At 35.3% G+C, this 26,949-nt stretch carries 21 protein-coding genes; 3 read left to right on the top strand and 18 right to left on the bottom strand.

What is annotated here, in order from left to right; translation table 11 throughout:
• Positions 1-236: 236 nt before the first annotated feature.
• The 11 genes from dat to mutS form a co-directional block, all read right to left on the bottom strand.
• Positions 237-1,085: a D-amino-acid transaminase gene (gene dat / locus DFR56_RS15495; protein ID WP_110396362.1), complete on the bottom strand. Its 849-nt coding sequence runs from the start codon at positions 1,083-1,085 to the stop codon at positions 237-239.
• Between the two features lie 25 nt (positions 1,086-1,110).
• Positions 1,111-2,187: a YkvI family membrane protein gene (locus DFR56_RS15490; protein WP_110396361.1), complete on the bottom strand. Its 1,077-nt coding sequence runs from the start codon at positions 2,185-2,187 to the stop codon at positions 1,111-1,113.
• An 887-nt stretch (positions 2,188-3,074) separates the two neighbouring features.
• Positions 3,075-4,655 carry an amidohydrolase gene (locus DFR56_RS15485; protein ID WP_110396360.1) on the bottom strand — a complete coding sequence of 527 codons (1,581 nt, stop codon included), beginning with the start codon at positions 4,653-4,655 and terminating at the stop codon, positions 3,075-3,077.
• 31 nt (positions 4,656-4,686) lie between these two features.
• Positions 4,687-5,625: a D-2-hydroxyacid dehydrogenase gene (locus DFR56_RS15480; protein WP_158525669.1), complete on the bottom strand. Its 939-nt coding sequence runs from the start codon at positions 5,623-5,625 to the stop codon at positions 4,687-4,689.
• A 125-nt stretch (positions 5,626-5,750) separates the two neighbouring features.
• On the bottom strand, positions 5,751-6,731 hold the full coding sequence (locus DFR56_RS15475) for a hydroxyacid dehydrogenase (RefSeq protein ID WP_110396358.1): 981 nt from the start codon (positions 6,729-6,731) through the stop codon (positions 5,751-5,753).
• Between the two features lie 172 nt (positions 6,732-6,903).
• Positions 6,904-8,805: a sigma 54-interacting transcriptional regulator gene (locus DFR56_RS15470; protein ID WP_158525668.1), complete on the bottom strand. Its 1,902-nt coding sequence runs from the start codon at positions 8,803-8,805 to the stop codon at positions 6,904-6,906.
• Positions 8,806-9,248: 443 nt separating this feature from the next.
• A complete protein-coding gene (gene hfq / locus DFR56_RS15465) occupies positions 9,249-9,476 on the bottom strand; it encodes an RNA chaperone Hfq (RefSeq protein WP_110396356.1) in 228 nt (75 codons plus the stop codon).
• An 85-nt stretch (positions 9,477-9,561) separates the two neighbouring features.
• Entirely contained in the window at positions 9,562-10,515 is a 954-nt protein-coding gene (gene miaA / locus DFR56_RS15460; RefSeq protein ID WP_110396355.1) for a tRNA (adenosine(37)-N6)-dimethylallyltransferase MiaA, read from the bottom strand.
• 4 nt (positions 10,516-10,519) lie between these two features.
• The gene (locus DFR56_RS15455; protein ID WP_110396354.1) at positions 10,520-10,963 is read right to left on the bottom strand and encodes a Dps family protein; all 444 of its coding nucleotides are present in this window, start codon (positions 10,961-10,963) and stop codon (positions 10,520-10,522) included.
• Between the two features lie 64 nt (positions 10,964-11,027).
• A complete protein-coding gene (mutL, locus tag DFR56_RS15450) occupies positions 11,028-12,842 on the bottom strand; it encodes a DNA mismatch repair endonuclease MutL (protein WP_146214301.1) in 1,815 nt (604 codons plus the stop codon).
• A 15-nt stretch (positions 12,843-12,857) separates the two neighbouring features.
• Complete coding sequence (gene mutS / locus DFR56_RS15445) at positions 12,858-15,437, bottom strand: DNA mismatch repair protein MutS (RefSeq protein WP_110396352.1); 2,580 nt, start codon at positions 15,435-15,437, stop codon at positions 12,858-12,860.
• A 298-nt stretch (positions 15,438-15,735) separates the two neighbouring features.
• Here mutS and rnz point away from each other — a divergent pair, with 298 nt between their 5' ends.
• A complete protein-coding gene (rnz, locus tag DFR56_RS15440) occupies positions 15,736-16,656 on the top strand; it encodes a ribonuclease Z (RefSeq protein WP_110396351.1) in 921 nt (306 codons plus the stop codon).
• Between the two features lie 19 nt (positions 16,657-16,675).
• The gene (locus tag DFR56_RS15435) at positions 16,676-18,037 is read left to right on the top strand and encodes an aldehyde dehydrogenase (RefSeq protein WP_110396350.1); all 1,362 of its coding nucleotides are present in this window, start codon (positions 16,676-16,678) and stop codon (positions 18,035-18,037) included.
• A gap of 34 nt (positions 18,038-18,071) precedes the next feature.
• On the opposite strand, the gene DFR56_RS15430 is transcribed toward DFR56_RS15435, so the two are convergent.
• The 4 genes from DFR56_RS15430 to mce form a co-directional block, all read right to left on the bottom strand.
• A complete protein-coding gene (locus DFR56_RS15430) occupies positions 18,072-19,316 on the bottom strand; it encodes a DNA polymerase IV (RefSeq protein WP_110396349.1) in 1,245 nt (414 codons plus the stop codon).
• A gap of 1,017 nt (positions 19,317-20,333) precedes the next feature.
• Positions 20,334-21,458 carry a M20/M25/M40 family metallo-hydrolase gene (locus tag DFR56_RS15425; protein WP_110396438.1) on the bottom strand — a complete coding sequence of 375 codons (1,125 nt, stop codon included), beginning with the start codon at positions 21,456-21,458 and terminating at the stop codon, positions 20,334-20,336.
• A gap of 40 nt (positions 21,459-21,498) precedes the next feature.
• Complete coding sequence (locus DFR56_RS15420) at positions 21,499-23,049, bottom strand: acyl-CoA carboxylase subunit beta (RefSeq protein ID WP_110396348.1); 1,551 nt, start codon at positions 23,047-23,049, stop codon at positions 21,499-21,501.
• The gene (gene mce, locus DFR56_RS15415; protein WP_110396347.1) at positions 23,049-23,492 is read right to left on the bottom strand and encodes a methylmalonyl-CoA epimerase; all 444 of its coding nucleotides are present in this window, start codon (positions 23,490-23,492) and stop codon (positions 23,049-23,051) included. Before mce ends, DFR56_RS15420 begins: the two co-directional genes overlap by 1 nt.
• Positions 23,493-23,838: 346 nt before the next feature.
• Here mce and prli42 point away from each other — a divergent pair, with 346 nt between their 5' ends.
• Positions 23,839-23,976 carry a stressosome-associated protein Prli42 gene (gene prli42 / locus DFR56_RS23040; RefSeq protein ID WP_158525667.1) on the top strand — a complete coding sequence of 46 codons (138 nt, stop codon included), beginning with the start codon at positions 23,839-23,841 and terminating at the stop codon, positions 23,974-23,976.
• 21 nt (positions 23,977-23,997) lie between these two features.
• Here prli42 and DFR56_RS15410 read toward each other — a convergent pair whose 3' ends face one another.
• The 3 genes from DFR56_RS15410 to DFR56_RS15400 form a co-directional block, all read right to left on the bottom strand.
• Positions 23,998-24,984 (bottom strand): aromatic acid exporter family protein, encoded by a 987-nt coding sequence (locus tag DFR56_RS15410; protein ID WP_110396346.1) that lies wholly within the window; start codon positions 24,982-24,984, stop codon positions 23,998-24,000.
• A 196-nt stretch (positions 24,985-25,180) separates the two neighbouring features.
• Entirely contained in the window at positions 25,181-25,612 is a 432-nt protein-coding gene (locus tag DFR56_RS15405) for a BrxA/BrxB family bacilliredoxin (protein ID WP_110396345.1), read from the bottom strand.
• Between the two features lie 88 nt (positions 25,613-25,700).
• Entirely contained in the window at positions 25,701-26,936 is a 1,236-nt protein-coding gene (locus DFR56_RS15400; protein WP_110396344.1) for a dihydrolipoamide acetyltransferase family protein, read from the bottom strand.
• Between the last annotated feature and the right edge of the window lie 13 nt (positions 26,937-26,949).

Raw genomic sequence — 26,949 nt, 5'->3', positions numbered from 1 at the left:
AGTAACCCCTTTTTTATCTTTTACATCCTAATTCTATATAGAGAATGAATGATGAAGTCATTCCAAGAGGATAAGATAGAAATAAAAACACACTATAAACATTGAATGTATCATGTTTATAGTGTGTTTTAGTGTTAAACTTGAGATTATTCCAGAACAAATTTTGTCAAGCATAGCAACGTTCTAGACGAATAAACAGGATCGTATTCTATATTTCTTAGACCTGTAACAATGTTCTATTGAACTTGCAGCCGCGCTGTAAGCTGTCTCATTGCTTCTAGAATTTGAATTGTCATCATGCCTGGTTTCCCTGTACCAATATCATGTCCATCGACTGAATTAATAGGAACTACATCCAGCTTAGTCGCAGTAATAAACACTTCATCTGCAGAAAGTAAATCGGTAACTGTATATGGCACTTCTTTCACTAGGATATTCAATTCCTGAAGAATTTGGATCACTTTCTGTCTAGTAATTCCATTTAAGATAAAGTTATTCGCGGGATGTGTATATACGATACCATCCTTAATAATAAAAACATTTGAGGAGCTTGCTTCTGTGACGACTTCTCCCCTATTAAGAATGGCTTCCACTGCACCTTGTTCAACAGCTCTTTGTTTCGCCATTGTATTTGGCAATAAATTCAATGTCTTTACATCACAACGCAGCCAGCGGATGTCTTCCTGCAAGATCGCTGTAGACCCCATATCCTGCAATTCTGTCAAATCACCGAGTTCCTTTGTATAGGCGACCACCATCGGCTCAACCTTTTCTACGGGCAACTCATGTGTTCGGGGTGCTACTCCCCTCGTAATTTGCAGGTATAATAAACCCTCGATTACGTCGTTTACCTTGGTCAATTCTATTAAGTCTTGTTTTATATCAGCCATCGTAAAAGGCAATTTAATCGACAATTCGCGGGCACTTCTTTTTAGACGCTGTAAATGTTCGTCCATTAAAAACAACTTTCCACCATATATGCCAACAACTTCATATATTCCATCTCCGAATTGATACCCTCTGTCTTCAATATCGATACAGCTTCTACGTTTTATCATATTGCCATTCAATAATATTTGATTCACGTGAAAACCACCCTTTCAACATAATTTAACTGATCTTTTCTCCCTTTTCCGGTGTGTCAAGCTTTCGATGCCTGATCCACTGTACAAAGACAATGATAATTAACAATAATCCCAAATAGCCAAACATTGGATATACTGTTCCGATTAATTTAGAAAATCCAACAAAACTAAGAATATACGCTATAACGGAAAATCCGATAACCATTAGTTTAAAACTTGATTTTTCCGGCTTAACAATCCGGCAAACAAAGGCATATAACGCACCAGCAGCTGTACTGAACACCATACCAAATATTACTAGCCCCATTACGATTGCAATCCATGGTGCAATATCGCTGGCAAACAGCAATGTTGGCATTTCGACCCCTTCTACCTTATCTAACTTAACAATCAAACCAAGGTTCATAACAATGACTAATAGTCCGAGACCAATTCCGCCATATAGACCACCCATTGCGGCAATTTTATTATCCTTCTCCGCTCCACCAATAACCGATAATATAGCTACCGCCATAATAACATTATACGAAACATATAATACAGCAGATAACACCCAGTTCGGTGATGCAGTCAAATCCGGTTGGGCTAATGCACCAATATCACTGAAAGATAAGTCTGTTGTCATAAATGCATAGATAGCAAGGATAAGTGCCATTATTATTAACATAGGTGTAACAGAGCCAATTACATTAATAACCTGTTGTAAGTCCAAACACAATGTTACTGCTACACAAATTGTCAGGATCGCACTACCTATAAATATTGGAACATTGAATAACTGATTTAACAAAGAACCACCACCGGCGATCATGACAACGGTAGCATTTAAACAAGCAAGAATAATGATATAATCAACAATCGTTCCAAAGTATTTCCCGCCGAGTTGCATAATAACACCTTTATGGGAAGATGCCCCCAATTTACTTCCTAAGTCAGCAATTTGATATCCTAACCAAGCAAATAATAATGTTGCAAGTAATGCACCCAAAAAACCTATCCAGCCATAATAAGTAAAGTATTGCAATATTTCTTGACCAGAAGCAAAGCCCGCTCCAATAATTGTACTAATATATACCGCACCAATCCGTAAACTTGTTTTCATAGTAACAATCCCTTCAAATTTTTTTAGAGACTGTGGCCCCCATTAAAGAAATATTTAATAGTATAATGCTTTCTCTACAGTTCTGATAAGTTGCCGCCTTGTCGATGAAATGTCTTATTTGTACATATTTCGTACAAAAATGTAAATGTTCATTCTCCTTTCTATAGTAACCGCTTACAAAGTACTTAAGATCGAATGATATACTTCCCTCCTCCCATTAAGATTCATGTCTCTTGATTTTCTTTTTGCTTAATTATTATTGCAAGATACATGCCAACCTTCAAAAATTGTCCCTACAATACGTAGTCTGGTCTATTACATTAGATTCGTTTCAATTAGCGGCATAATTGAAACATTACGTTTAAAACGTTTCACATAGATAATGGTTCATTTAAACAAACTGTTCGATTAGTTTATTTCTTTCCTTTCATCCATGCATGGACACAGTGAAGGGAAACGAATGTAACTTCACCAAGCCCCGAAAATGCTGATCCGGGGACAACTGCTACATGCTGTTCATTAAGTAAATTATTTGTAATTAAAACTGAGCTATCTACAAATCTTGCAATGAAGGAAACTATAAAATGTTGACTCAGGCCAATGAATGATAAAACCCATTTCTGTCAATCGGATATAGATAAAGTCCTTCGTTCTCTGTATACCTCTTTCATGATAATTGAATCCCATCAACCGCAGCGTATTGTCGGATCAAAGTAGCATAGCTTGTATAAAAGATTTGCCCTTTTACACTTCCTAAACGATAACTATTCGGCTCGGCAAAAGTAAAACTAATTTGCCAGCCCGTCATGAAATCGGATTTTGACATACAATTCTTGTAAAGACAAAATGAACGATTAATAATGACAGATTAATATGGTTTTTTCAGTTCAGGTACTTTGATAAACGATTTCCCCTTCAATTATTGTCATTCTAACATTTGCCCCCTTAACTTCATCTGCAGTATATGTCATAAACCCTTCTGGTAAGACCGTTAAATCAGCCACTTTCCCTATCTCAATACTACCTTTAAAATGCTCTTCCTCGGCTGCATATGCTGCATTGATTGTATACATACGAACCGCTTCCTTTAAACTGATTTTTTCCTCTTCGTAAATAACGGTTCCCCCTTTTGTCTGCCTTTTCATCGCTGCAGACATGCCTAATAATGGATTACAATCTGCTACTGGTCCGTCTGAACTGCCGGCGGGATGCAGATCATAATCAAAAAAAGATTTTAATGCAATATACTTCCCTGTCTCTTTTTCAATAACATTCATATGTTTATCACCTGCACTATAAAGAAATTCAGGCTGGGGAATTGCCGTAACCCCAAGCCGTTTCATTCTTTTTAGCAGAACATTATTTGTTATTGTCGTATGTTCAATCCGGTTCCTAGCAGTTCTTTCTGGATAGAGATTATTAAGAGTCTCATATACATCGAGCACTTGTGCTATTGCAGCATCACCAATTGCATGGACCGCGACTGGATAGTTCGTTTCAAAGACAAATTCCATCTGCTCTTGTAACTTAGCATGGGTATACACTAACAGCCCTTGTTCATCAGAGCCTTTATAGGGAACAGATAATGCAGCATTTCGCCCGCTCAATGTTCCATCTGCAAATAATTTCATTGCTCCAATTTTTAACTTTTCAGATGCAACACTACTATATTTCTTCATGAACGCTTTGTAATACTCTGCTAAGACCATGACATACATTCTTACATTTAATTCCCTGTTCCTTATTACATCACCCAAAACCTTAAACTCCTTATACGGATCTTCAAAAAAACCAAGCCCTGCATCATGAATGCTTGTAATTCCACGACTTACTATATAATCATTAGCAAGTTTAACTGCTGATTTCATACTTTCTTCCGTATTAACAGGTAATATAGCCTCTGCAAATGTCATCGCACTTTCAATTAAGAGACCAGTAGCTTCACCATGCTCATTTCTTTCTATCATTCCATTGTCAATCATTGTAGATGTAGTTATCCCCGCTTTTTTGAGCACTCTCTCATTACATACAGCCTCATGTAAACAATACCTCGTAATATAGACGGGATTATTAATATGGGCAAAATCCCATTTAGTCGGTTTTCTATTTTCCTTGTAATTAGACTCATCGAACCCCCATCCAATAACCCATTCATCTTCATTTTTACAGTTAGCTGCTTCTTTCTCTACCGCTTTTACAACCTGTTCAATCGAGTCCATCTGACAATTAACATGGGATAAACTAACACCCAAAGGGAAGATATGCAGATGTGCATCGATAAATCCGGGTAAAACAGTTTGATTCTTTAAATTTACCAGTCTAGTATTGGATTCCTGCTGAGATTGAATCAGCTTATTTGAACCAAGTGCGGAAATCTTCCCATTTTTTATCGCAATTGCTTCAAATATTTTTTCGTCATGGTCAAAGGTATGTATCTCACCATTGTAATAAATGATATCTGCTGTCATGGGACACCCCTTCCTGTACTTTTTCTGTTCGTTAATATCCTTTTACATAATCAATCAAATAAGATAATCGTTTGCCTTGTTGAAACAGTAGGAAGTTTTCAGTAAAAATATCCATACATCTTTTATAGAAATAAACTGTCTTCCCAGATAGGTGTGGTGTTAGCAATAATTTGTCCATCTCCCACAACGGACTTGACGCAGATAATGGTTCTTCTTCAAACACATCAAGTGCTGCACCCTTGATTTTTTCATTTTCTAATGCTCGCAATAATGCTTGTTCATTGATAAGCGGGCCCCTGCCAACATTAATAATATATGCATTGTCTTTCATTAGACTAAATTCACTATCATTTAAAAAATGTACTGTTTCATCTGTCAATGGAAGTAGCAATACAATAAAATCACATTGTTGCAGCATGGTTTCTTTTTGATCCCATGTAAATACTTGGTCAAAGTTCGAGACATCCCGACCATTTGAATTAAAACCAAGCACATTCATATGAAAAGCTTTTGCCTTCTTAGCAACTTCTTTTCCTATTGCTCCAGTACCAAATATTCCAATTGTCTTATTTCCTGCTTCATCTGTTAAAATGGTTCGATCATATCTTTTTAATCTTTTATTTTTGATGAATCTGTTTAAGTGTTTGATCTCATATAAAATGATCCCCATGACATATTCGGATATTGGAGTTCCGTAAATGTTTCTCACGTTAGTAACTGGAATCCCCTTAGCTTCTATAGATGAGAAAGGAACATGCTCCACCCCGGTTTGGAAAACCTGTATCCATTTAAGGCTGGACATTTGTTCAAATTTAGACCAGTCTTCTTTCAGACCAAACGTAATTAGAATCTCAATGTCTTCATATGGAATATGTTTATCTATATCTTTTATATATGTTTTTAATCCGGTCAGGTCTTCGATTTGCTGCTGTATATCGCCCTGTAATTCATCGATTGTAATTAATATCAATATCATCGCCTCCTGATAAATAACCATCGCCGCGCTTCATATCTAAATGATGCTATTTTTGCGTAAAACTTTCCTGGAAAGCGCTTTCAAGTAATTTCAAGTAATAATCACTTACATAACTATTATCACTTTAAGATTTTCTTGTTCATTGCATCCCATTCCTGAACTGGCCATGATGGTTCTTTACCGCTTAGCACCTGATCAATTTGAAGCGCAGCATGTATTGCCATTTTTACTGAGCCGTCCTTCGACAATGCAGCACTATGCGGGGTAACAATAACATTATCCAAAGTAAATAATTCATCTTGTACATCCGGTGGTTCTTTTTCAAATACATCAATACCCGCTCCGGCAATTGTTTTCTTTTTTAAAGCAACAACTAATGCTTTCTCATCAACTGTACCACCCCTTGAAGTGTTGATTAGATAAGCCGATTCTTTCATTTTTGCAAATTCTTCAACACCGATTATATGGTGTGTAGATGGTAATAGCGGTAAATGCAGACTGATAATATCCGCTTCTACCAAGACATCATGTAAACTTTGTTTTATATCAATAAATGATGCTTCCTTCTCTTGATAAGGATCAAAACCAATTACGTTCATTCCAAATCCGTAATAGGCTTTTGCAGCGACTAATTTTCCTATCCTCCCCAAACCGAGAATTCCCAATGTTTTCATTTCCAAATCTTCACTATATAAATTGTTTCTTATGTCAAAGTTACCTGACCTAAGTGCATGATCCATGATCATAATTTTTTTACATAATATTAGCATAAGTGCCATCACATGTTCAGCAACGACATTAGCATTTGCTTCTGGCGTAATAGTGACATAGATACCTTGTTTTGAGGCAAAATCTACATCAATATTATTAATTCCAACCCCATATTTAGAGATAATTTTAAGTTTTTCACCAGCTTGAATTACCTCTTTGTCAATCATTACATTTGATCTTGTTAAGATTGCATCACAAGATTTAATAGCTTCTAGAACACTCTTTTTTTCAACGTCTTCTCCGATAATTATTTTATAACCCCTGCTTTTAAGATAATTTTTACCTTCGTACTCGATATCTAAAGGGATATATACAGTTTTATTCTTCATCATATGCTCCTTTAACGATTGAAATAGTATACCAATTATGAAATGCAATTTTTGTGCCATCGTTAGTCGCCCAGTCATATATGTATTTAAATGAGCAATGTACTATTTCAATTTGGAACATTGAAACGATGATGAATCATTTCGTTTCATTTTTTTGGAACACGAGGACAATTCATGTATGTATCTTATACTTTTTCAGTTTCCTCCATAAGGTCGTCCTGCTTACCCCTAATTGTTTGGCTGTATCCTCTTTGTGATATTGATTTGCCTTTAACACTTCCATTATGTTTTCCTTTTCCGTCATTCCATTTGACCTTGAGTTAGCCTGACTTTCAGTAGTTAAGTAATTAACTTTCGGTAAATACATCTCAATATCAGTGATATCGATCTGATTTCCATTACATAACACCGCCAGCCTTTCACAAAAGTTTTGCAGCTCCCTAACATTGCCTTCCCACTTCTCTTCTACCAACCTATCCATCGCACTTCTTGAAACTTTTATTTCCTGATTCTTCTCTGTATACTTTTGTATAAATGTATTCACCATTAATGGGATATCTTCCTTACATGCTCGTAATGGTGGTAAATTCAAATGTAAAACACTTAATCGATAATATAAATCCTCCCTAAATGCATTATTTTTTACAAGTTCCAATAGGTTTTTATTTGTTGCAGCTATAATTCTTACATCAATTGGAATTACCTTGTCATCGCCAATTCTCATTACTTCCCTTTCTTGTAACACCCTTAATAAACGGCTTTGCAAGCTGGTTGAGATCTCTCCAATCTCATCGAGAAATAGTGTTCCTCGATGTGCTAATTCAAATATTCCTTTTTTTCCTCCTTTAACCGCACCTGTAAATGCACCTTCTACATAACCAAATAATTCACTCTCCAATAAGTTTTCCGGTAACGCGGCACAATTGATAGCAACAAATGGCTGATTCCTCCGATTACTCGCATTATGAATACTTTGTGTGTACATTTCCTTACCAGTGCCTGTTTCGCCGATGATTAATATATTCGAGTCAACCTCACTATATCGTTTAGCCATTTCAATTGTTTGCTTTACAATTGGGCTCTCAGCAATAATATGATGAAAATGATGTTTGGCAATATGCCCTTTTAAATATAATTTCTTTCTTATTTTATTTTCCATTTCCTCAATACCCGTTATATCTTGGAAAGTCACCATGTTTCCAAAACGCTGATTACGCAAATAAAGCGGAACCTTTTTTACAGATAATAAATTGGAACGGTAAGGTAAAATGTCCTCTTTAAATTTTGATTGATCTGTTAATAATCTCAACAGTTCTCCGTCCTGAATGAGTTCGTCAATTTGATGATGACTTATCTCTTTATAATGTGTATGTAATATTCGCTGTGCTGCTTCATTAAATGCCGTAACCCTATGTTCCATGTCAATGGCAATCACTCCTTCATAAGCATTATCTAAGATAGCCTGAAACTGCTTTAATTTTTGTTGATCATTTTTACTAGTAACTGCTATTCTCAAAGCTTCTCTTAGCGCTTGATGAAAAGACTCTTCAGATGTTTGGATAATGATTGTATCTAATCCAACATTTCGTGCATATGCACAAGTGTTAATGCCCGCTAATACTACTTCACTTCCTGATCGTTTCGCTGTATCAACCCACTTAGGAATATCAGAAAGTGTATCCAAATAATATTGGTCTATTGCCAAATCAACGATTTCTTCTAATTGACCAACACCATAAATCATATTAGAAGCACCGATAACGGCTACTTTCTTTTTCCCATATTTTTTCCGACAAGTAAATAATGAACGTACAAGATCAATACCTTGAACAGGAATATCTACAACTGGAATAGTCAATTTTAGTTCAAGTAATATTTTTGAAAGAAATCCTCTAGACATAATGACATCCGCTGAATACGTATGCTGATGCAACTCGCTCAAAGGGACAACCTTTTCTTCTAGTTCAAATTCCACGTTAACAGCATCATTTGCTGGTAAATATGTATTTAGAAATGTTCTCCATGATGGATTAATATAGTCCTTACGCGGGACAACCAGTAGTACTTTAATCACCTTCACTCACCTCCAGCATATCCTTCTATGTTAAATGTACCTTATTTCAGAATATTTGTGAATCTGTTTTCAAAATAAAAAATGTCCAAAACGATTTAAGTCGTCTGACATATCATTGTTTAAGCGCTTATTATTCCTATCATTTTTGAATACGACGGTTTTCTGATTAAATGAGTCTATTTTAGGAGTAAAGAGGGGCAGTATCACATGTTGTTAAGTTATGCAAACTCATTCATTATTCCAGGTATATCGTTTCTGTAGAGCCTGTAGTGGACTTTCACCACTACCTTATAACCCATAGTAGGTGCGTATAAAAACAGACATCGAATACTCGATGTCTGCCTCGTTTCTTCCTTTTTCATCCACATAAGAAAATCCGTTTTCATTTACATCATAGGAGTAATTCTTCTTATAAGAAAGTTTTTCCCATGATAATGTTGCTTTTATTCTTTATTATCAATTGATACATTTTTCGAAGGGGCAAAAGTCGAGATTGCATGTTTATAAATAAGTTGTTGTTTGCCTTCTGATTCTAAAAGAACAGTAAAATTGTCAAATGCTTTAATAATACCTCGTAATTGAAACCCATTCGTTAAAAATACTGTTACAGCAATACGTTCTTTTCTAAGTTGGTTTAAATAATGATCTTGAATATTGACTGTTTGAGCCATTCTTTCTCCTCCTTATTTTCTATCTATTTTTATTAGAAGACTCGGTCAAATAAATATCATTTGAACCTTAGCCACTCTTACTATTTTAGCTGTTATTCTTTACTTTTTTGTTTATCATCGTTAAAATTTCTTCGGCCTTATCCAAGAAATTATTGCCAGTTAATTCATACCACTTGATATCCATTTTATTTTTAAACCAAGTATACTGCCTTTTCGCATATCTACGCGAATTTCTTTTTAAAAGTTCTACTGCTGTCTGTAGATCAGTTTCTCCTTTTAAATAGGGAATAATCTCTTTATAACCGATCGCTTGCATTGATTGACAATGTTCATATCCTTTGTCATAAAGTTTCTGAACTTCGTCAACTAATCCATCTTCTATCATCTCATCTACGCGATCGTTAATTTGATTATACAAAGTTTTTCTGTCCATTTCCAATCCAATCATAATTTGATGGTACTTAGCACATTTACTTTGCTTTTGATGCATTTCTGACATCGTTAGACCAGTTGTTTCATAGACTTCTAGTGCCCGTATCACTCTCCGGTAATTATTTGGATGAATTTTTTCGGCTTGTTCTTCATCTATCGCTTTGAGTTCGTTATATAATGCAATATTACCTTCTTTTTCTAATCGTCTTTCAAGCCTTTTCGTTATTTGTTCATCTCTTTTCTGATCAGAAAAGTGGTAATCATATAATACTGCCTGAATATATAAACCGCTTCCACCTACTAATATAGGCACGTTATTTCTTAAGTTTATCTCTTTAATACACTTTTGTACATTTGTTTGATAGTCGGCTACTGAAAATGACTCGTTAGGCTCTTTCATATCAAGCATAAAATGAGGAATATGCTGTTTTTCTTCTTCTGTAATTTTTCCAGTACCAATATCCATCCCTTTATACACTTGCATGGAGTCACCGCTAATTATTTCCGCCTTTAGACGTTTTGCTAGTTCAATACTGAGCTTCGTTTTTCCAACAGCAGTCGGTCCTACAATGACGATTATTTTATCCACTTTCACTTCCCCTACCATATAACTATTTATAATATGCCTTACATCTCCATATATACTTATTTAATTTTTGTTCTAAACATAATAATAGATGTTTCGTTAAGTCATCATTTATTTTTTCTGCCTTTTTGATACCAATTTCTTTCATTTCATTACCTACTTGTGAAAAGTCATTTGCAAGTTGCTCAATCATTTCTTCTTCCTCATCATCTGCAGTAGCTTCTTCGATGGTAGCTTCTTTAATAAACTTAACCATCGTTGCAAATGGCTTTCCATCCATCGATAAAAGATGCTCTGCTAACATATCAATATCATCTTTCATCGACCTATACATTTCTTCAAAATAGGTTTGGAACGCAAAAATATGTTTTCCCTTCATAAACCATTTATATCGGTGCAACTTGATGTATAGGACAAAATAGTTTGCTAATAAACGATTTAAAAAAAGGATTAAATGTTCCCTTTCCATAACACACCTCACAAAGCTAATAGTTTATCTTTAGCTTTGACGATACTGTTAAAATTATACAATATTACATAATTCGTTTAAACATTTTTTCGATTTCATAAAATGTATAATGGATCATTACTGGACGTCCATGTGGGCATGTAAATGGATCTTTTGTTTTCCGTAAGTCTTCGAGTAATCTTACCATATCTGTTTCTGTAATGTATTGATTCGCTTTAATCGATTTTTTACAAGACATTAGAATCGCTACTTCTTCACGTAATTTCTCAATACTAATCGTTCCATCTTGAATGACTTGTGCAACGATATCACGAATAATTTCTTCTTCAAGCCCTTTTGGAAACCAACTAGGATGCGCTCTTACCGCATATGTTTGTCCCCCGAATGGCTCAAGCAATAGTCCTGCTCGTTCAAGGTCATGGATATGCTTTTCAATAAAGATCATTTCATTTGTTGTAAATTCAAAGGTAAGAGGTAAGAATAATTGTTGAATATGTGCACTTGGTTTTCCTAACTTTTCTTTATAATACTCATATTTAATTCTTTCTTGTGCTGCATGTTGATCAATCATATAAAATCCTGTTTCATTTTGTGCCAATATATAAGTTCCTTGTAACTGACCGATTGGATACATCGAGGGAACTCGATATTCAGGTTGTGGTTCTTTATCTATATTTGCCTCTTCCCTAATTACTTCTGTATCAACAAAAATTTGCGAACGATCATTTTCTTCGCTTGCTACATCTGGAATTTGTTCCGTGTAATGAACTTGTTCTATCTCACTAGGTTGATCATAGATGGGTGGTGATTTCTGAACAAAATGGTCAAATGACATCGTTTCTTGCTCTGTTTTTTCTAATTGTTGTTTCTTATTTTCCATCTTTGGAATTAATGTTGATTGTTTAAATTGGTTTCGAATCATCTGTTCAATTAGTAGAGTAAGTTCTTTTTCTTTACTAAAGCGAACTTCTAATTTAGTTGGATGAACATTTACATCGACTAATATCGGATCTAATGTAATATGAAGAACCGCTACCGGATATCGATGAATTGGTAAAAGAGTATCATATGCCCGAATGATTCCATGAAGTAAATGTTGGCTTTTAATATAACGTCCATTTACGATAATCGTCACATAATTTCGATTTGATCTCGTTATTTCAGGTTTTGCGATAAATCCTTCCACTTTAAAATCAATCGTAGAATCTTTTATATGATACATGTTTTTTGCAACTTGCATCCCATAAATATGACTAATTACTTGAAGAAGATTACCTGTTCCACGTGATGAAAAAATTTCTTTTCCATTATGGATGACATCGAATCGAATATGTGGGTGTGCAAGAGCATAACGGTTAATTAAATCAGTAATATGACTTAATTCCGTATGGATTGTTTTCATATACTTTAGTCTTGCAGGCGTATTATAAAATAATTCATTTACCGTTATTTCTGTTCCTTTTCTTGCATCGCTTTTGGATTCACGAATCATTTTTCCTGCTTCTAAATATAACATTGTACCCGCTTCATCTCCAAGCGAAGTTTTCACCGTTAATTTACTAACAGATGCGATACTCGCTAAAGCTTCTCCACGAAAACCGAGTGATTTAATATGAAACAAATCAGCATCATACTTAATTTTACTCGTTGCATGCCGTAAAAACGCTCGCTTAGCATCTTCAGGTGACATTCCTTCTCCATCATCGGTTACTTTTACTTCCGTAAGTCCCGCTTCTTTTAATTCTATTTTAATGGCAGTGCTTCCTGCATCAATACTGTTTTCTATCAGTTCTTTTACAACAGAAGCTGGTCTTTCTACAACTTCACCAGCAGCTATTTTATTAGCTAAGTTTTGTGGAAGTTGGCGAATTTTCAACACGACACAATCCTTTCTTTATTTCGTTACTTTTTTATGTAAATCATATAATGTGTTCATTGCCTCAAGCGGTGTCATATCAAGTAAATTGATTGCTTGTAAAGCGGAAATAACATCTTTTTCCGATTTATTACATGTTTGTTTCTTTTTTTGTGGTTGTTCTTCCTGAAAAAAAGATAATTGCGTTTGTGAACTTGACTCTTCTAACAATCTATCGGTTGATTTATTTTCTAATTGTTCTAAGAAAACGGTTGCCCTGTCAATGACGCTCTCAGGCATATTAGCTAACTTCGCAACATGAATTCCATAACTTTCATTTGCTCGTCCTTCTTCAACCTTATGTAAAAAGACGATGCGATTTTCATACTCCTCTGCACGTACATAGATATTTTTCACATGGTCTAGTTCATCCTCTAAATCTGTTAACTCATGATAATGTGTGGAAAATAATGTTTTAGCTTTTATATGTTGATGGATGTATTCTACAATCGCATGTGCTAAGGCCATTCCATCATATGTGCTAGTTCCTCTACCAATCTCGTCCAATAAAATCAAACTATTTTCTGTTGCATTTGTTAGCGCATGGTTTGCTTCAAGCATTTCCACCATAAAGGTACTTTGCCCACTAACTAGATCATCGGCAGCACCTATTCGTGTGAAAATTTGATCGAACATCATTAATTTAGCGTCCTCAGCTGGAACGAAGCAACCGATTTGCCCCATAATAATCGTTAAAGCGAGCTGTCTCATATACGTGCTTTTTCCAGCCATATTGGGACCAGTAATTAATAAGATGAACTTTTCATCGTTCAAATAAATATCATTCGGAACATAGGATCCATCTTCCATTACTTTTTCAATAACAGGATGGCGACCGTTTTTTATCTTTAATTCCTTACCGTCAAAAGAAGGTCGCTTGTAATTATTGCGTTCACTGACTTCTGAAAATGATTGTAACACATCCAATTGACTAACGATATTTGCTAACTGTTGAATCTCCTGAATTTCTTCTTTTAATTTTTCTCTGATTTTGACAAAAAGATCATATTCTAAATCAACACTTTTTTCTTGTGCTTCAAGAATTAACGCTTCTTTTTCTTTTAATTCAGGTGTAATATACCTTTCCGCATTTGTTAACGTTTGTTTTCGTTCATAGCGCCCTTCCGGTATTAAATGTTTATTTGCATGGGTAATCTCAATATAATAGCCAAATACTCGATTATACCCAATTTTAAGTGATTTTATCTTCGTCTCTTCTTTTTCTTGTTGTTCAAGTTGAAGGATCCATTCTTTCCCGTTTCTTAAGGCATGACGATATTCATCCAATTGTTCATTAAATCCATCTTTTATGACATTTCCTTCTTTAATTGAAATCGGAGGGTCATCCACGATACTAGATTCTAGTAAATGTACTAAAGAATCAGGGTATTTTAACTTCGTATTCAACTCTTTAATCTCTGGACATGAGAAAGTTTGTAAGATAGCTTTTATTTCTGGAATGGATTGTAAAGACTCTTTTAACTGAATTAAGTCACGAGCATTTACATTACCAAATGAAATTCGACCAGCTAGCCTTTCTAAGTCATAAACCGATTTTAATGCGGTCCTTAATTGTTCTCGTTCCATAAAAGACGTCTGAAATGCACTAACGATCTCAAGGCGATGATGAATAGCAGTTTTATTTAATAATGGTCTTTCAAGCCACTTTTTTAACGTTCTTGCTCCCATAGCTGTAACAGTTTGATCAAGCACCCATAATAATGAGCCATATTTCGCTTTTTTCATCATTGTTTCAGTTAACTCTAAATTTCGTTTCGAATACATATCAAGTGATAAATATTGATTCATCCTGACGATGACCGGCTTTTGTAAATGATGAAGAGATCTTTTTTGTGTATGTTCGATATAGTTTAACATTCTACTAAATGCTTGTAAAAAACGTTCATCTTGTAAATCTTCATAAAGATGTCTAAATTCACCAATAAAATTTACTTCATCTTCATAGGAAAGTACAAGTTGCAACTTACTCTTTAATTCATGAATATACCTTTCTTGTAAGGTGGAAGCAATGACTATCTCCTTTATATGTTGATTGGCAAGTTCATGAATAACTGCTGAAAAGTCTTCTTCTATTAAAACTAGTTGCGATTCCCCAGTCGATAATTCATGATAAACAATAATAAATGATTCATCATCATCAAAAAAGGATAAACTAGCAATATAATTACTTTCCTTTTCATGCAACATGGAGGATTCCATTACGGTTCCTGGTGTAATTAGTTGGACTACTTCTCTTTTTACTACCCCTTTTGCTTTTTTCGGGTCCTCGACTTGTTCACAAATTGCTACTTTATATCCTTTATCCACTAATGTTTTTATATATCCTTCTGCAGCATGGTATGGTACACCACACATTGGAATCGGCTCTTTTTGTCCTGAATCTCTTTTTGTTAACGTAATTTCTAATTCTTGAGCAGCTTTTATCGCATCCTCATAAAACATTTCATAAAAATCACCTAATCGAAAGAAAAGAAATGCATCTTGATGTTCTGCTTTAATTCGTAAGTATTGCTGCATCATTGGTGTCTCGTTTGACATAATTTATTTATCCTCCAAAAATGGTAAAATACTTTAAATAATTATATCATAGATAGATAACGGGTGAAAAAAACTACTACAACCGTTTAATTAAAATCAATGAAATTACGCATTATCTGTCGCATGATCAACGAAAACCGTATATACTTAAATTATTATTAGAAAAATAGACATATGTTATAGAAAACACACCGATTGGCGAGCCGTTAAGGCGATGACTAGGTGATGTTGTGCTTAATTTAGTAAGAAAAGATTTATACTTTCTTACTTATCAAAAAGAATAAGGAGTTAAGAAAAAATGGAAATTACCTTTTTAGGTACGGGTGCAGGTATTCCATCAAAAGAACGTAATGTAACTGCCATTATGGTAAATGTGGTTCAAGAAGCGAATCAACTTTGGCTATTTGATTGTGGGGAAGCAACTCAACACCAATTGTTACATACTTCTTTGAAACCGAGAAAGCTAAATAAAATTTTTATCACCCATTTACATGGTGATCATATATTTGGTTTACCAGGCCTATTAAGTAGCCGATCCTTTTTAGGAGGAAATGATGTATTAACTGTTTATGGTCCAACGGGAATTAAACAATTTATAGAGACTAGTTTACAAGTTAGTGAAACACATTTATCCTATCCAATTGAGTTTGTCGAGTTTGACGAAAACGGAATCGTGTGTGAAGACCAATCATTTATTGTTCATGCTCAATTACTTGATCATAATATAAAAAGCTTCGGATTTCGGATTACAGAAAAAGAGAAATTAGGCGAATTAAAGGTAGATAAACTAAAAGAATTTGGAATCCAACCTGGACCAATATACCGGCAAATAAAGGAGAACGACGAAACAAAATTAGAAGATGGTACGATTTTATATCGAAAAGATTTTTTAGGGGAGCCCAAACAAGGAAAAACAATCTCGATTTTTGGTGATACAAGATATGTCCCGCAAAATGCAGCTTTTATTCAACATTCCGATCTTCTTATTCATGAAGCAACATTTGCATGTGAGAAGGAAAGCTTGGCAAATGAGTATTACCACAGTACGACAACCCAAGCGGCAACCTTGGCAAAGGCCGGAAATGTGAAAAAGTTACTATTAACCCATATATCATCCAGATATCAACAAGAAGATAGTGTACAATTGCTTAAAGAGGCGCAACGTATTTTCCCTAATACATCCATCGCACATGACTTTTATACGTATCGAGTAACATAAAAAGGAGGGTTCATTTTCTATGGAACAAATGGTAAAAAGCCAAAAACAATTCTTTTTGTCTAATAAAACGAAACCGTATCGATTTAGAAGAAAACAACTCGAAAAACTAAAAGCGATGTTACAAACGTATGAAAATGATATTTATGATGCGTTGAAAAAAGATTTAAATAAATCAAAACATGAAGCGTTAACGACAGAAATTGGGATTTTATATGCGGAAATTAATTTTACATTAAAACATTTAAAAAAATGGATGGATAAACAAGAGGTGCCTTCCCCGCTTACACATAAAGGAACATCTAGTTATATCGTTTACGAGCCATATGGATGCACACTCATTATGGCACCATGGAATTATCCTTTACAATTATCCATTTTACCTGCTATTGGTGCGATTGCTGCTGGAAATACAGTCGTATTAAAGCCATCGGAATTAACGCCACATACGTCTAAGTTACTAAAAAGAATGGTTGAAAATACTTTCGATGCCGACTTTTTTACAGTTGTAGAAGGAGATAAAACAATTAGCGAGCAATTACTTCACGAACGTTTTGATTATATATTTTTCACAGGAAGTACCCAAGTCGGAAAAATTATTATGGAAAAAGCGAGCAAACATCTAACACCTGTGACACTTGAATTAGGCGGTAAAAGCCCTGCTATCGTTGATAAAGAATGTCAATTGAAACTTGCGGCAAAACGGATTGTTTGGGGAAAATTTACGAATGCCGGTCAAACATGTGTAGCTCCAGACTATGTGTATGTTCAAGAAAAGATTCATCACAAATTTGTTAATGAATTAAAAAAACAAATTATCTCTTTATACGGAAAAAAACCTCTTCAAAACAAAGATTATGTCAGGATCGTAAATAAGGAACATTTTGATCGCCTTCTCGGTTTTCTAAACAAAGATCAAGTCGTTTATGGTGGAAAATCGGATTCAGTTTCATTGAAAATTGAGCCGACGATTGTACATAATATTTCTTTGAATGACCAAGTGATGCAAGAAGAGATATTTGGTCCAATTTTACCTATATTATCCTTTTCTACCTTAGATGAAATCATTCCCACCATCCAACAAAATGAAAAGCCACTTGCTCTTTACTATTTTGGTTCAGCGAAAAAGAAAGAGAACAAGTTGATTGAATCCATTTCTTTTGGAGGTGGCTGTATAAACGATACATTATACCATTTAGCTAACCCGCATTTACCGTTTGGTGGGGTCGGTCATAGTGGAATTGGTGCTTATCACGGTCAGTACAGCTTTGAAACATTTTCTCACCGAAAAAGTATCCTATCACAAACAACTATGTTCGATATCCCGGTACGATACCCAGGAAGGAAACTAGCACACGTAATTGCGAAAAGACTTTTAAAGTAGTGCTCATCTCCCACTTGATAAAAAAAGTGGGATATTATTTTTTTGTACGATAATCATCTAAAAAATCCTTCTGAAAACTCGTTCTAAGTAGCTTATTTTTATTCTCTTCTTCTGGTTTCTTGAGTGAAACAAACGTATCTTTTCCAAATTTTTTCTTCAGTTCTTCTATTGTCTTTTTCATGTTTGTTTTTCGCATTTCTTCTTCGTACGTAAAAAGACTTAATTGTTTTACAACGTATTGTTTTTCAAGTAAATCTTGCACCGTGATCCCAAGTAATCGTATTGGCTCAAGTGTCCAATGTTCTTTTAACAAATCGTAAATAATTGTTACTATTTCCTCTACATCATCTATATATATACTTAATTTTCTACTTCTCGTTATCGTCTTTCTATTCGCATATCGAATCATAAGTTGAACTGTTTTTCCTTTTAATTCCCTCCGTTTTAATCTTTCTTCCACCCTTGTTGCAAGCTGGAGTAATACATAACGGATTTCCCTTTCATCTGTCGTATCATATGGTAATGTTTGGGAGTTACCGATACTTTTAAATTCATTAATCGAATCAGGATCAACCACTCTTGGGTCAATACCATTCGCACGATTGATTAATCTTTCACCATTAATCCCGAGCAGTTGTGTTACTGTATAAACATCTGCTTTTGCTAAAGAACCGATCGTTTTAATATTTACTTTATGTAATTTTTCAGCAGTTTTTTCACCAATACCATACATCTTTCCAATTGGTAATGGCCATAATTTATCTGGCAAATCTCTAATTCTTAGCACTGTAATACCTAAAGGCTTTTTCATGTCTGAAGCGGTTTTTGCCAAAAACTTATTTGGTCCTATTCCGATACTACAAGGTATTTCTAATTGATTTAACAAATCTTTCTGTATTTCTTTTGCAAGTTCCAGTGGATGTGCAGAATGGTCCGTCACATCCAAATATCCCTCATCAATGGATACAGGCTCAATCATTGGTGTGATCTCAGCTAACATTTTAAATATTTTTGAGGACATATCACGGTAACGGGGAAAATTTGGGCGAATGACAATTAACTCTGGACAAAGTTTTTTAGCCTCCCAAAGTGACATGGTTGTTTTTACTCCTTTCGCTCTTGCTTCATAACTACTCGTTACGATAATTCCTTTTCTTTCTTCCGGATTTCCAGCAATTGCGATCGGTTTACCTTTTAATTTCGGGTTATATGTCATTTCCACTGAAGCATAAAAGCTATTCATATCAATATGAAAAATCACTCTTGCTTTTTTTGCCATTGTTCATTCGTCCTTTATTTTCTTTTAATAAGAATTATGTGCTTAAGTGATACTTGTAATGCAGAGATAAAAATGGTTGCATAAAAACTGTCCATTACCACTATTTTAAACGTAAAATGGATAATTGGACAGTTATATATAACATATTTACTCAACTTTCGCACCATTAAAAATTTAAATAGTTTGCTTCGTTGAGCTTTGGAGCGCTTCTAATGATACCCTTAGCCCCTATAACTAAAAGGCTTTCCTAAAGGAGGAGGACTGCAATTACTTCTCCTACACAATAGATTTGTTGTTACATATAAAAGATAAACTGTGCAATAACTTCAGATATCGGGATGACCTACCGCTACGGAAATACACTCCGCTTTCCGCGGGCGGCTGATGAGCCTCCTTGTGCTACGCACTGCGTAGTCTCACCGATGCCTTTCTTCCCACAGGAGTCTCCGTGTATTTCCTTCGCTCAGGTGTGTGTAGTCAATCATTACTGTTATTTGTTATAGATGTAATAAAGTAATTTTCATTCAGCCTACGTTGGCTCTACTGAATAAACTAGATATCCCATCTAAATCAATAGTTTGTACCCGTTTTTCTCGATATAAAGTACAAGGGATTTGACTGTTTTACCAAAAACCTTTGCATATGCAATGAACTACTCTAGTTGTCTGGAGCGAAAGTGACTGACTCCAGCGGGAAAAGCGCGAGTCTGATGCCCCCGCAGGAAGTGGTTTTCTTCCGAGGAGGCTGAAGCCGTGCCCGCGGAAAGCATGTCACATTTCGCGGAAGACAACGGTAGCATGGAACGCAATTTAGTTGTTCAGCAAACCTAAGTTACTGCATAGTTTATTTCAACTGCATACTTGTAGAATCTATCTAAACGAAAAAAGCAGGTAGAGTCTAGATGTAAACATACTGCTGCTCTTAACTAATCTAGTTAACGTCAACACTGGTACTAAAACCTCATCCTATTCCCTTGTACAAAGGCTTTTCTATCCAATTCACTATGCGAAAGTTGAATTATTTAGCGATATGTTCAATCATTTTAACTACCAATTTTGTTAGGTTTGTTAAATGATCGACATGGATTCGTTCTTTCGTCGTGTGAATAAACTCATATCCAACCGATAAGTTGGCGGTTGGAATTCCGTAGCCATTAAAAACATTGGCATCACTTCCGCCCCCACTTTTTAACATTTCTGATGGTAAGCCAATTTCATTTGCTACCGCTTGTGCAACCTTTACCACTTGATCTGTTTTTGCATGTTTAAAACCGGGATATATTTCATGAACTTCAACAAGAGCCCTTCCACCATATTTACTTGCAGTCTGCTCAAACGTTGATTGCATTTGATCTGTGACATGTTGTAGCTTATTTTTATCTAATGAACGTGCTTCTGCAACAATTTCAACATAATCACATACGACATTTGTTTCTGTTTCCTTCCCACCTTTAAAGTACCCGATATTAGCGGTTGTTTCTTCATCAATTCTTCCTAAAGTCATTTTAGCAATTGACTTAGCTGCAACAGTGATAGCAGAAACTCCTTTTTCTGGTGCAACACCAGCATGAGCTGATTTACCATACACTTTCGTTAATATCTTCGCTTGGTATGGTGCTTCAACCACGATATTGCCAACAGCTCCATCACTATCTAATGCATACCCATATTTCGCCGTTAAAAGCGATGTATCCATTACTTTCGCACCGGCTAGACCAGATTCTTCCCCAACAGTGATGACGAATTGGATATCTCCGTGTTTGATATTTTCTTCTTTTATTATTCGAATGACTTCAAGTAAAACAGCAATCCCTGCTTTATCATCGGCACCTAATATCGTATCACCATTTGATGTGATGTAATCGTTTTCGATAACTGGTTGAATCCCATTTCCAGGTGTCACTGTATCCATATGTGCTGTAAAAAAAATCGTTTCCACCTGTTCCGAATTACCTGTAAGATTACATATTAAATTATTTGCACCGTGGTCCGTTTTTTCTTTTGCCTTATCTTCTAGAACTTCTAAGCCTAAAGCGGAAAATTTTTGTTTTAACACTTTTGCAATATTTTCTTCATGTTTTGTTTCGGAGTCGATTTTTACAAGTTCGATAAATTCATTTATAAGTCGTTCTTTATTTTTAATAAGCACGAATGACAATTCCTCCTACTTTCTCAATATTGTCTTATAGTGGAATATTCCCGTGTTTCTTTTTCGGTCGTTCTTCCTGTTTATGATATAACATTTCGAGCGATTGAATGAGCTTGAGCCTTGTGTCTCGAGGATCGATAACATCATCTACCATTCCTAAACCAGCGGCGATATAAGGATTGGCGAATTTTTCTTTATATTCATCAATTTTTTCTTGACGTGTTGCTTCAGGGTTTTCACTCTCCGCTATTTCTCTAGCAAAGATAATATTTGCTGCCCCTTCTGGTCCCATTACGGCAATTTCAGCATTAGGCCATGCGAATACTAAATCAGCTCCAATTGACTTACTATTTAGTGCTACATATGCACCGCCAAATGCTTTTCGTACGATGACCGTAATCTTCGGTACCGTTGCTTCTGAATACGCATACAAAATTTTAGCGCCATGACGAATAATTCCTCCATGTTCCTGTTTAATCCCTGGGAAAAATCCTGTCACATCTTCAAACGTAATAATAGGAACATTAAATGAGTCACAAAAACGAATAAAACGAGCTGCTTTATCACTTGAATCGATATCGATTCCACCTGCCATATAGCGGGGCTGGTTACACACTAATCCGACTGGTTGTCCTTTAATCCGCGCAAATCCAACTACGATGTTTTTGGCAAAATCTTTATGTAGCTCAAAAAAACTATCTTGATCAACAACTTCATTGATTACTTTTTTAATATCATATGGTCTTGTCGTATCATAAGGAACAATTTCAGTTAAATCTCCGCGGAAGTGATCATCTTCTACCTCATACTCTACTATTGGAGGCTTTTCCTCATTATTATTTGGCAAATACGTAAGCAATGTTTTTACCATATCTAATGCTTCATCTTCGGTTTTTGCACTTAAGTGAGCGTTTCCACTTTTCGTGTTATGTACGTGTGCACCGCCTAAATCTTCTGCCGTTATTTTTTCTCCTGTCACAGTTTCAATTACTTTAGGGCCTGTTATAAACATTTTTGATGTCTTTTCCACCATAATGATCACATCTGTAATCGCTGGGGAATATACTGCCCCTCCAGCACTTGGTCCCATAATGACAGAGATTTGCGGAATAACGCCGGAATAAATTGAATTTCGATAAAATATTTGTCCATACCCGTCTAAAGAAGTAACCCCTTCTTGTATTCTTGCTCCACCTGAATCATTTAAACCGATAAATGGAGCACCGCTTTTTGCTGCTAAGTCCATTACGTTCGCAATTTTCTTTGCATGCATTTCACCAAGCGCACCACCAAATAATGTAAAGTCTTGTGCAAATAAATAAACAGGGCGGCCATTTATTTTCCCATACCCAGTCACGACCCCTTCTCCGTTTGCATCCATTTTATCCATTCCGAAATCCGTTGTTCGATGTTCCATAAATGGATTCAATTCGACAAATGTCTCTTCATCTAATAGATAACGAATCCGATCTCTGGCCGTTTGTTTCCCTCTTTCATATTGTTTTTCAATTCTTGCATCTCCACCACCTAGTTCAACTTGTCTGCGTTTGTCATAAAGTTCATCAATTTTACTGTAAATATCCATTAAAAATCACTCCCTTTATTATGTTGACATAATTCAAATAATACACCATTTGTTGATTTTGGGTGTAAAAAGGCTATTTGACTATCGTTTGCACCTCGTTTAGGTTGTTCGTTGATTAATCTAATTCCATTTTGTTTTAATTCGTTTAGTCGTACCTCTATTTGCTCTACTTCCAAAGCAATATGGTGAATTCCTTCGCCTTTTTTTTGCAAAAATGTATAGATTGCTGAGCTTTCATGAAGTGGTTCCAATAATTCGATTCTAGCTTCACCAATTTTTAAAAAGGCAACTTTTACCTGTTCACTTTCTACTTCTTCTATCCGTTCAAGTGATAATCCTAATAAATTCGTATAAAAAGGAATGGACTTATCAATGCTATGCACAGCAATACCAATATGAGCAATTTGCTTCGGGGGATGGTGCTTATTTTCCATATGTTCCATCTAAATTCCTCCAATCTACCTGATTTAATTATAGAGATTGTTCAAAAATTCCAACAAAAATGACACGAATTTCTGTGTTGGCAACTAAGGCTTTCGCAGTAAAGGCTTAGCAGATGCCAAGTTTTCTAAGCTATCTTCACATATGTGAAAACTTTAGAGGTTCTTCCGTTACATTCGCCTACGTCCTGGTCGACTAAAAGCGGTCACGTCCCAGAACGTGGCGTTTTTAGCCAGTGGAACTTCTCGGTCCTTTTTATCGACCTTCTTGAACATTTAATTATACTTGTTCATTTTAACATTTAACGATAAACTATATAATAGATATTGCGCTAAAGGGGGATTTACTGTGACGAAAAAGCAAAATCAAGCACCTAAAAGAAAATCTAAACGTGAGCGTAGAATGAAATTTTTCGTTTATTTAATGGTAATTGCCATGGTTTTATCTTTACTGACAGCAGGCTTAAGTGGGTTATCTTTATTCTAAAAAAGATGAAGACTGGATTGATTATACGGTCCCTGTCTTCTTTTCTTTTTTCCCATGTTTTATATCCGATTTTTTAAATTTACTTTTTAATAGTAAATATTCCTCGATTTCATGTAATAATTGATATAAACTTGCTCTTGTTTCAAATTCTTCTTGTGTAGCTGGGAGGTCCTCTTTCTTAAAGGCCGCCCGAATATCACTTAATTCATCAAGAAATAATATAGCTGTATTCCCTGGATGTACCGCCTCGCTTAATTTTTCAAAAAAGCTAGCAATTCGCTCGGAAATATCATCTTTTTCTGGTAATCGAGTGACAAGTGGAAGCATTTGTTGTAATAATTCAAATTGTTTCTTTCTCATTCGAAAGTAATTAAAGTAGGATTGATCATCTCGAAGTAAATGATTTTCCCGATCCCGTTCCACTAATTCTTCCGCTTCTTCAAGTAATTTTTCAACTACCGTAATTTCCTTTCCATCCCATGTCATATGTTGCTCACGAATATATAAGGCAATTTCATATAAGATAATTTGGAAATTATCTTCTAATAGCTTTTGCTTTTCTTTCAACTTTTTATCTAAACTCGGCATATATAAATTTACGATTAACCCCGTACCGATTCCAATAATAATGAGTAAAAATTGGTCAAATAAAAAATCAATTTTAATGGAACCAAAACCGTATAAATTTAACGAAATGACAATGCTAGTTAACATTCCTTGCTCAATCTTTAAAAGAACGGTTGTTGGGATAAAAATGGCTAACAATAATCCAAGTGTGATTGGATTGTAACCGAATAATTCAAAAAAGAATATAGAAAAAACAATTGCCAAAATACATGCTAAAAAACGGTGCCAAGCACTCTCTACAGATTTCTTTCTCGATGGTTGAATACAGAGGATCGTTACGATTCCCGCTGAAACGACATTTGATACGCCAAGTAATTGTGCGATCGAAATTGCGATTGGAGTAGCAATAGCCGTTTTTATCGTTCGGTAGCCGATTTTCACGTTCAAATCTCCTTTTTAACAGTCCCTTCCTTTATAAAAAAGGGCATCCACTTAATTAGTTGGAGAAATCGGATTATCATAAAGAAATCTATTTCCAAACTAATTTCTGATTACCTTTTTATTGTTAAAAATAAGACTGCCCGAATGAACAGTCTTATCCCATATACATAATTAGGCTTCTTACTTCATCTTATTTTTATACTTCCTCACAATATTCATCAAAAACCTGTTGCAATTTATTAATTACGTCAATTGGACTAGATCCTTCAATATCGTGACGCTCTAACATTGTTACAATTTTTCCATCTTTTAAAAATGCAAATGAGGGGGATGAAGGTGGATATCCTTCAAAGTACGTTCGCGCTTTTTCTGTTGCTTCTCGGTCTTGACCAGCAAAAATAGTAACTAAGTGATCAGGACGTTTATCATAATGAATCGCATTTGCAGCTGCTGGTCTCGCAACACCTCCAGCACAACCACAAACAGAATTAATCATAACAAGTGTTGTTCCTTCTCGAGTTAATGCTTCGTCAACCTGATCCGCTTCTGTCACTTCTTCATACCCAGCATCACGCATATCCTCTCTTGCAACATTTACAACGTCTACCATAAAATCATTAAAACTCATCGTTCGTTCAGCTCCTTTAGTAAAACTTGCCGCATCTAAAATTAGTGTATCAATAAATTTTTATAATATCAATTTAAAGCGATTGACTTTAAACAGTAGTCGTCTGTTCATTTATATTTTCAAGTAGTTGTTTAACGCGTGCAAGAAATCTCCCGCAAATAAGCCCATCTAATATACGGTGATCAAGGGATAAAGATAAATTGACCATATCCCTAGCCGCGAACATATCTTTAATAATCACAGGTCTTTTTATAATTGCTTCCACTTGTAAGATCGCTGCTTGTGGGTGATTAATGATCCCCATGGAAGATACAGAGCCGAACGTTCCTGTATTGTTTACAGTAAAAGTGCCGCCTTCCATATCATTCTGTGTTAGTTTACCTGAGCGAGCTTTGTTTGCCAATTCAAAAATTTCCCTTGCGATTCCTTTCACACTTTTTTCATCTGCATGTTTGATAACAGGAACAAATAATTCATTTTCTTTCGCTACAGCAATCGAAATATTGATATCGTGGCGCTGAATAATTTTATTTCCTGCCCATGTACTATTTATTTCTGGATATTCCCGTAATGCTCTCGCAATTGCGTGAATGAAAAAGGCAAAATACGTTAAAGAGTAGCCCTCTCTTCGTTTAAAGTCATCCTTTATTTCATTTCGATATTTTACCAGCTCTGTTACATCTGTTTCAACCGTCATCCATGCATGGGGAATTTCTTGTTTAGATCGTACCATATTTTCAGCGATCATTTTACGGACTCCAGTTACTGGAATCTCTATATCTTTTTTCGATAACGTTTGATTGATTTGACGTGCCGCTTTTTCTTCATTTACTTTTGAATGGCTTGATTTTCCAAGACCTTTACTTATATAGGCATCAATATCTTTTCTCGTTATTCTTCCACCAATTCCCGTTCCTGTTACATCTGTTAAATCAATTTGATGTTCGGCTGCGCGTTTTAAAACTGCTGGAGAATAACGTAGCTTCATTGATTGCTCATTATCCACTTCCGCTGCCGTAGCTGGAACCTCACCCGTCTGTTGTACAATCTCCTCGTCTGAATCATTGACTGAATTGCTTCCATTACTTACCTCTATATAACAAATTAACTCATCTACTGCTACTGTTTCTCCTTCTTCTACGACGATTTCTTTTATAACGCCAGAAAAAGAAGAAGGAATTTCCGCATTTACTTTATCTGTCATCACTTCTGCAATCGGATCATATTTATTGACTGTATCACCAACCTTTACAAGCCAACTATTAATCGTTCCTTCTGTAACACTTTCACCTAATTTGGGCATTATTATTTTTTCAAGTGACAATATTTTTCCCTCC

Source organism: Pseudogracilibacillus auburnensis (genome assembly GCF_003201975.1).
GTDB lineage: Bacteria > Bacillota > Bacilli > Bacillales > Amphibacillaceae > Pseudogracilibacillus > Pseudogracilibacillus auburnensis.
The sequence above is the reverse complement of the archived record's forward strand: the minus strand, read 5'-3'. Positions and strand labels throughout refer to the sequence as shown.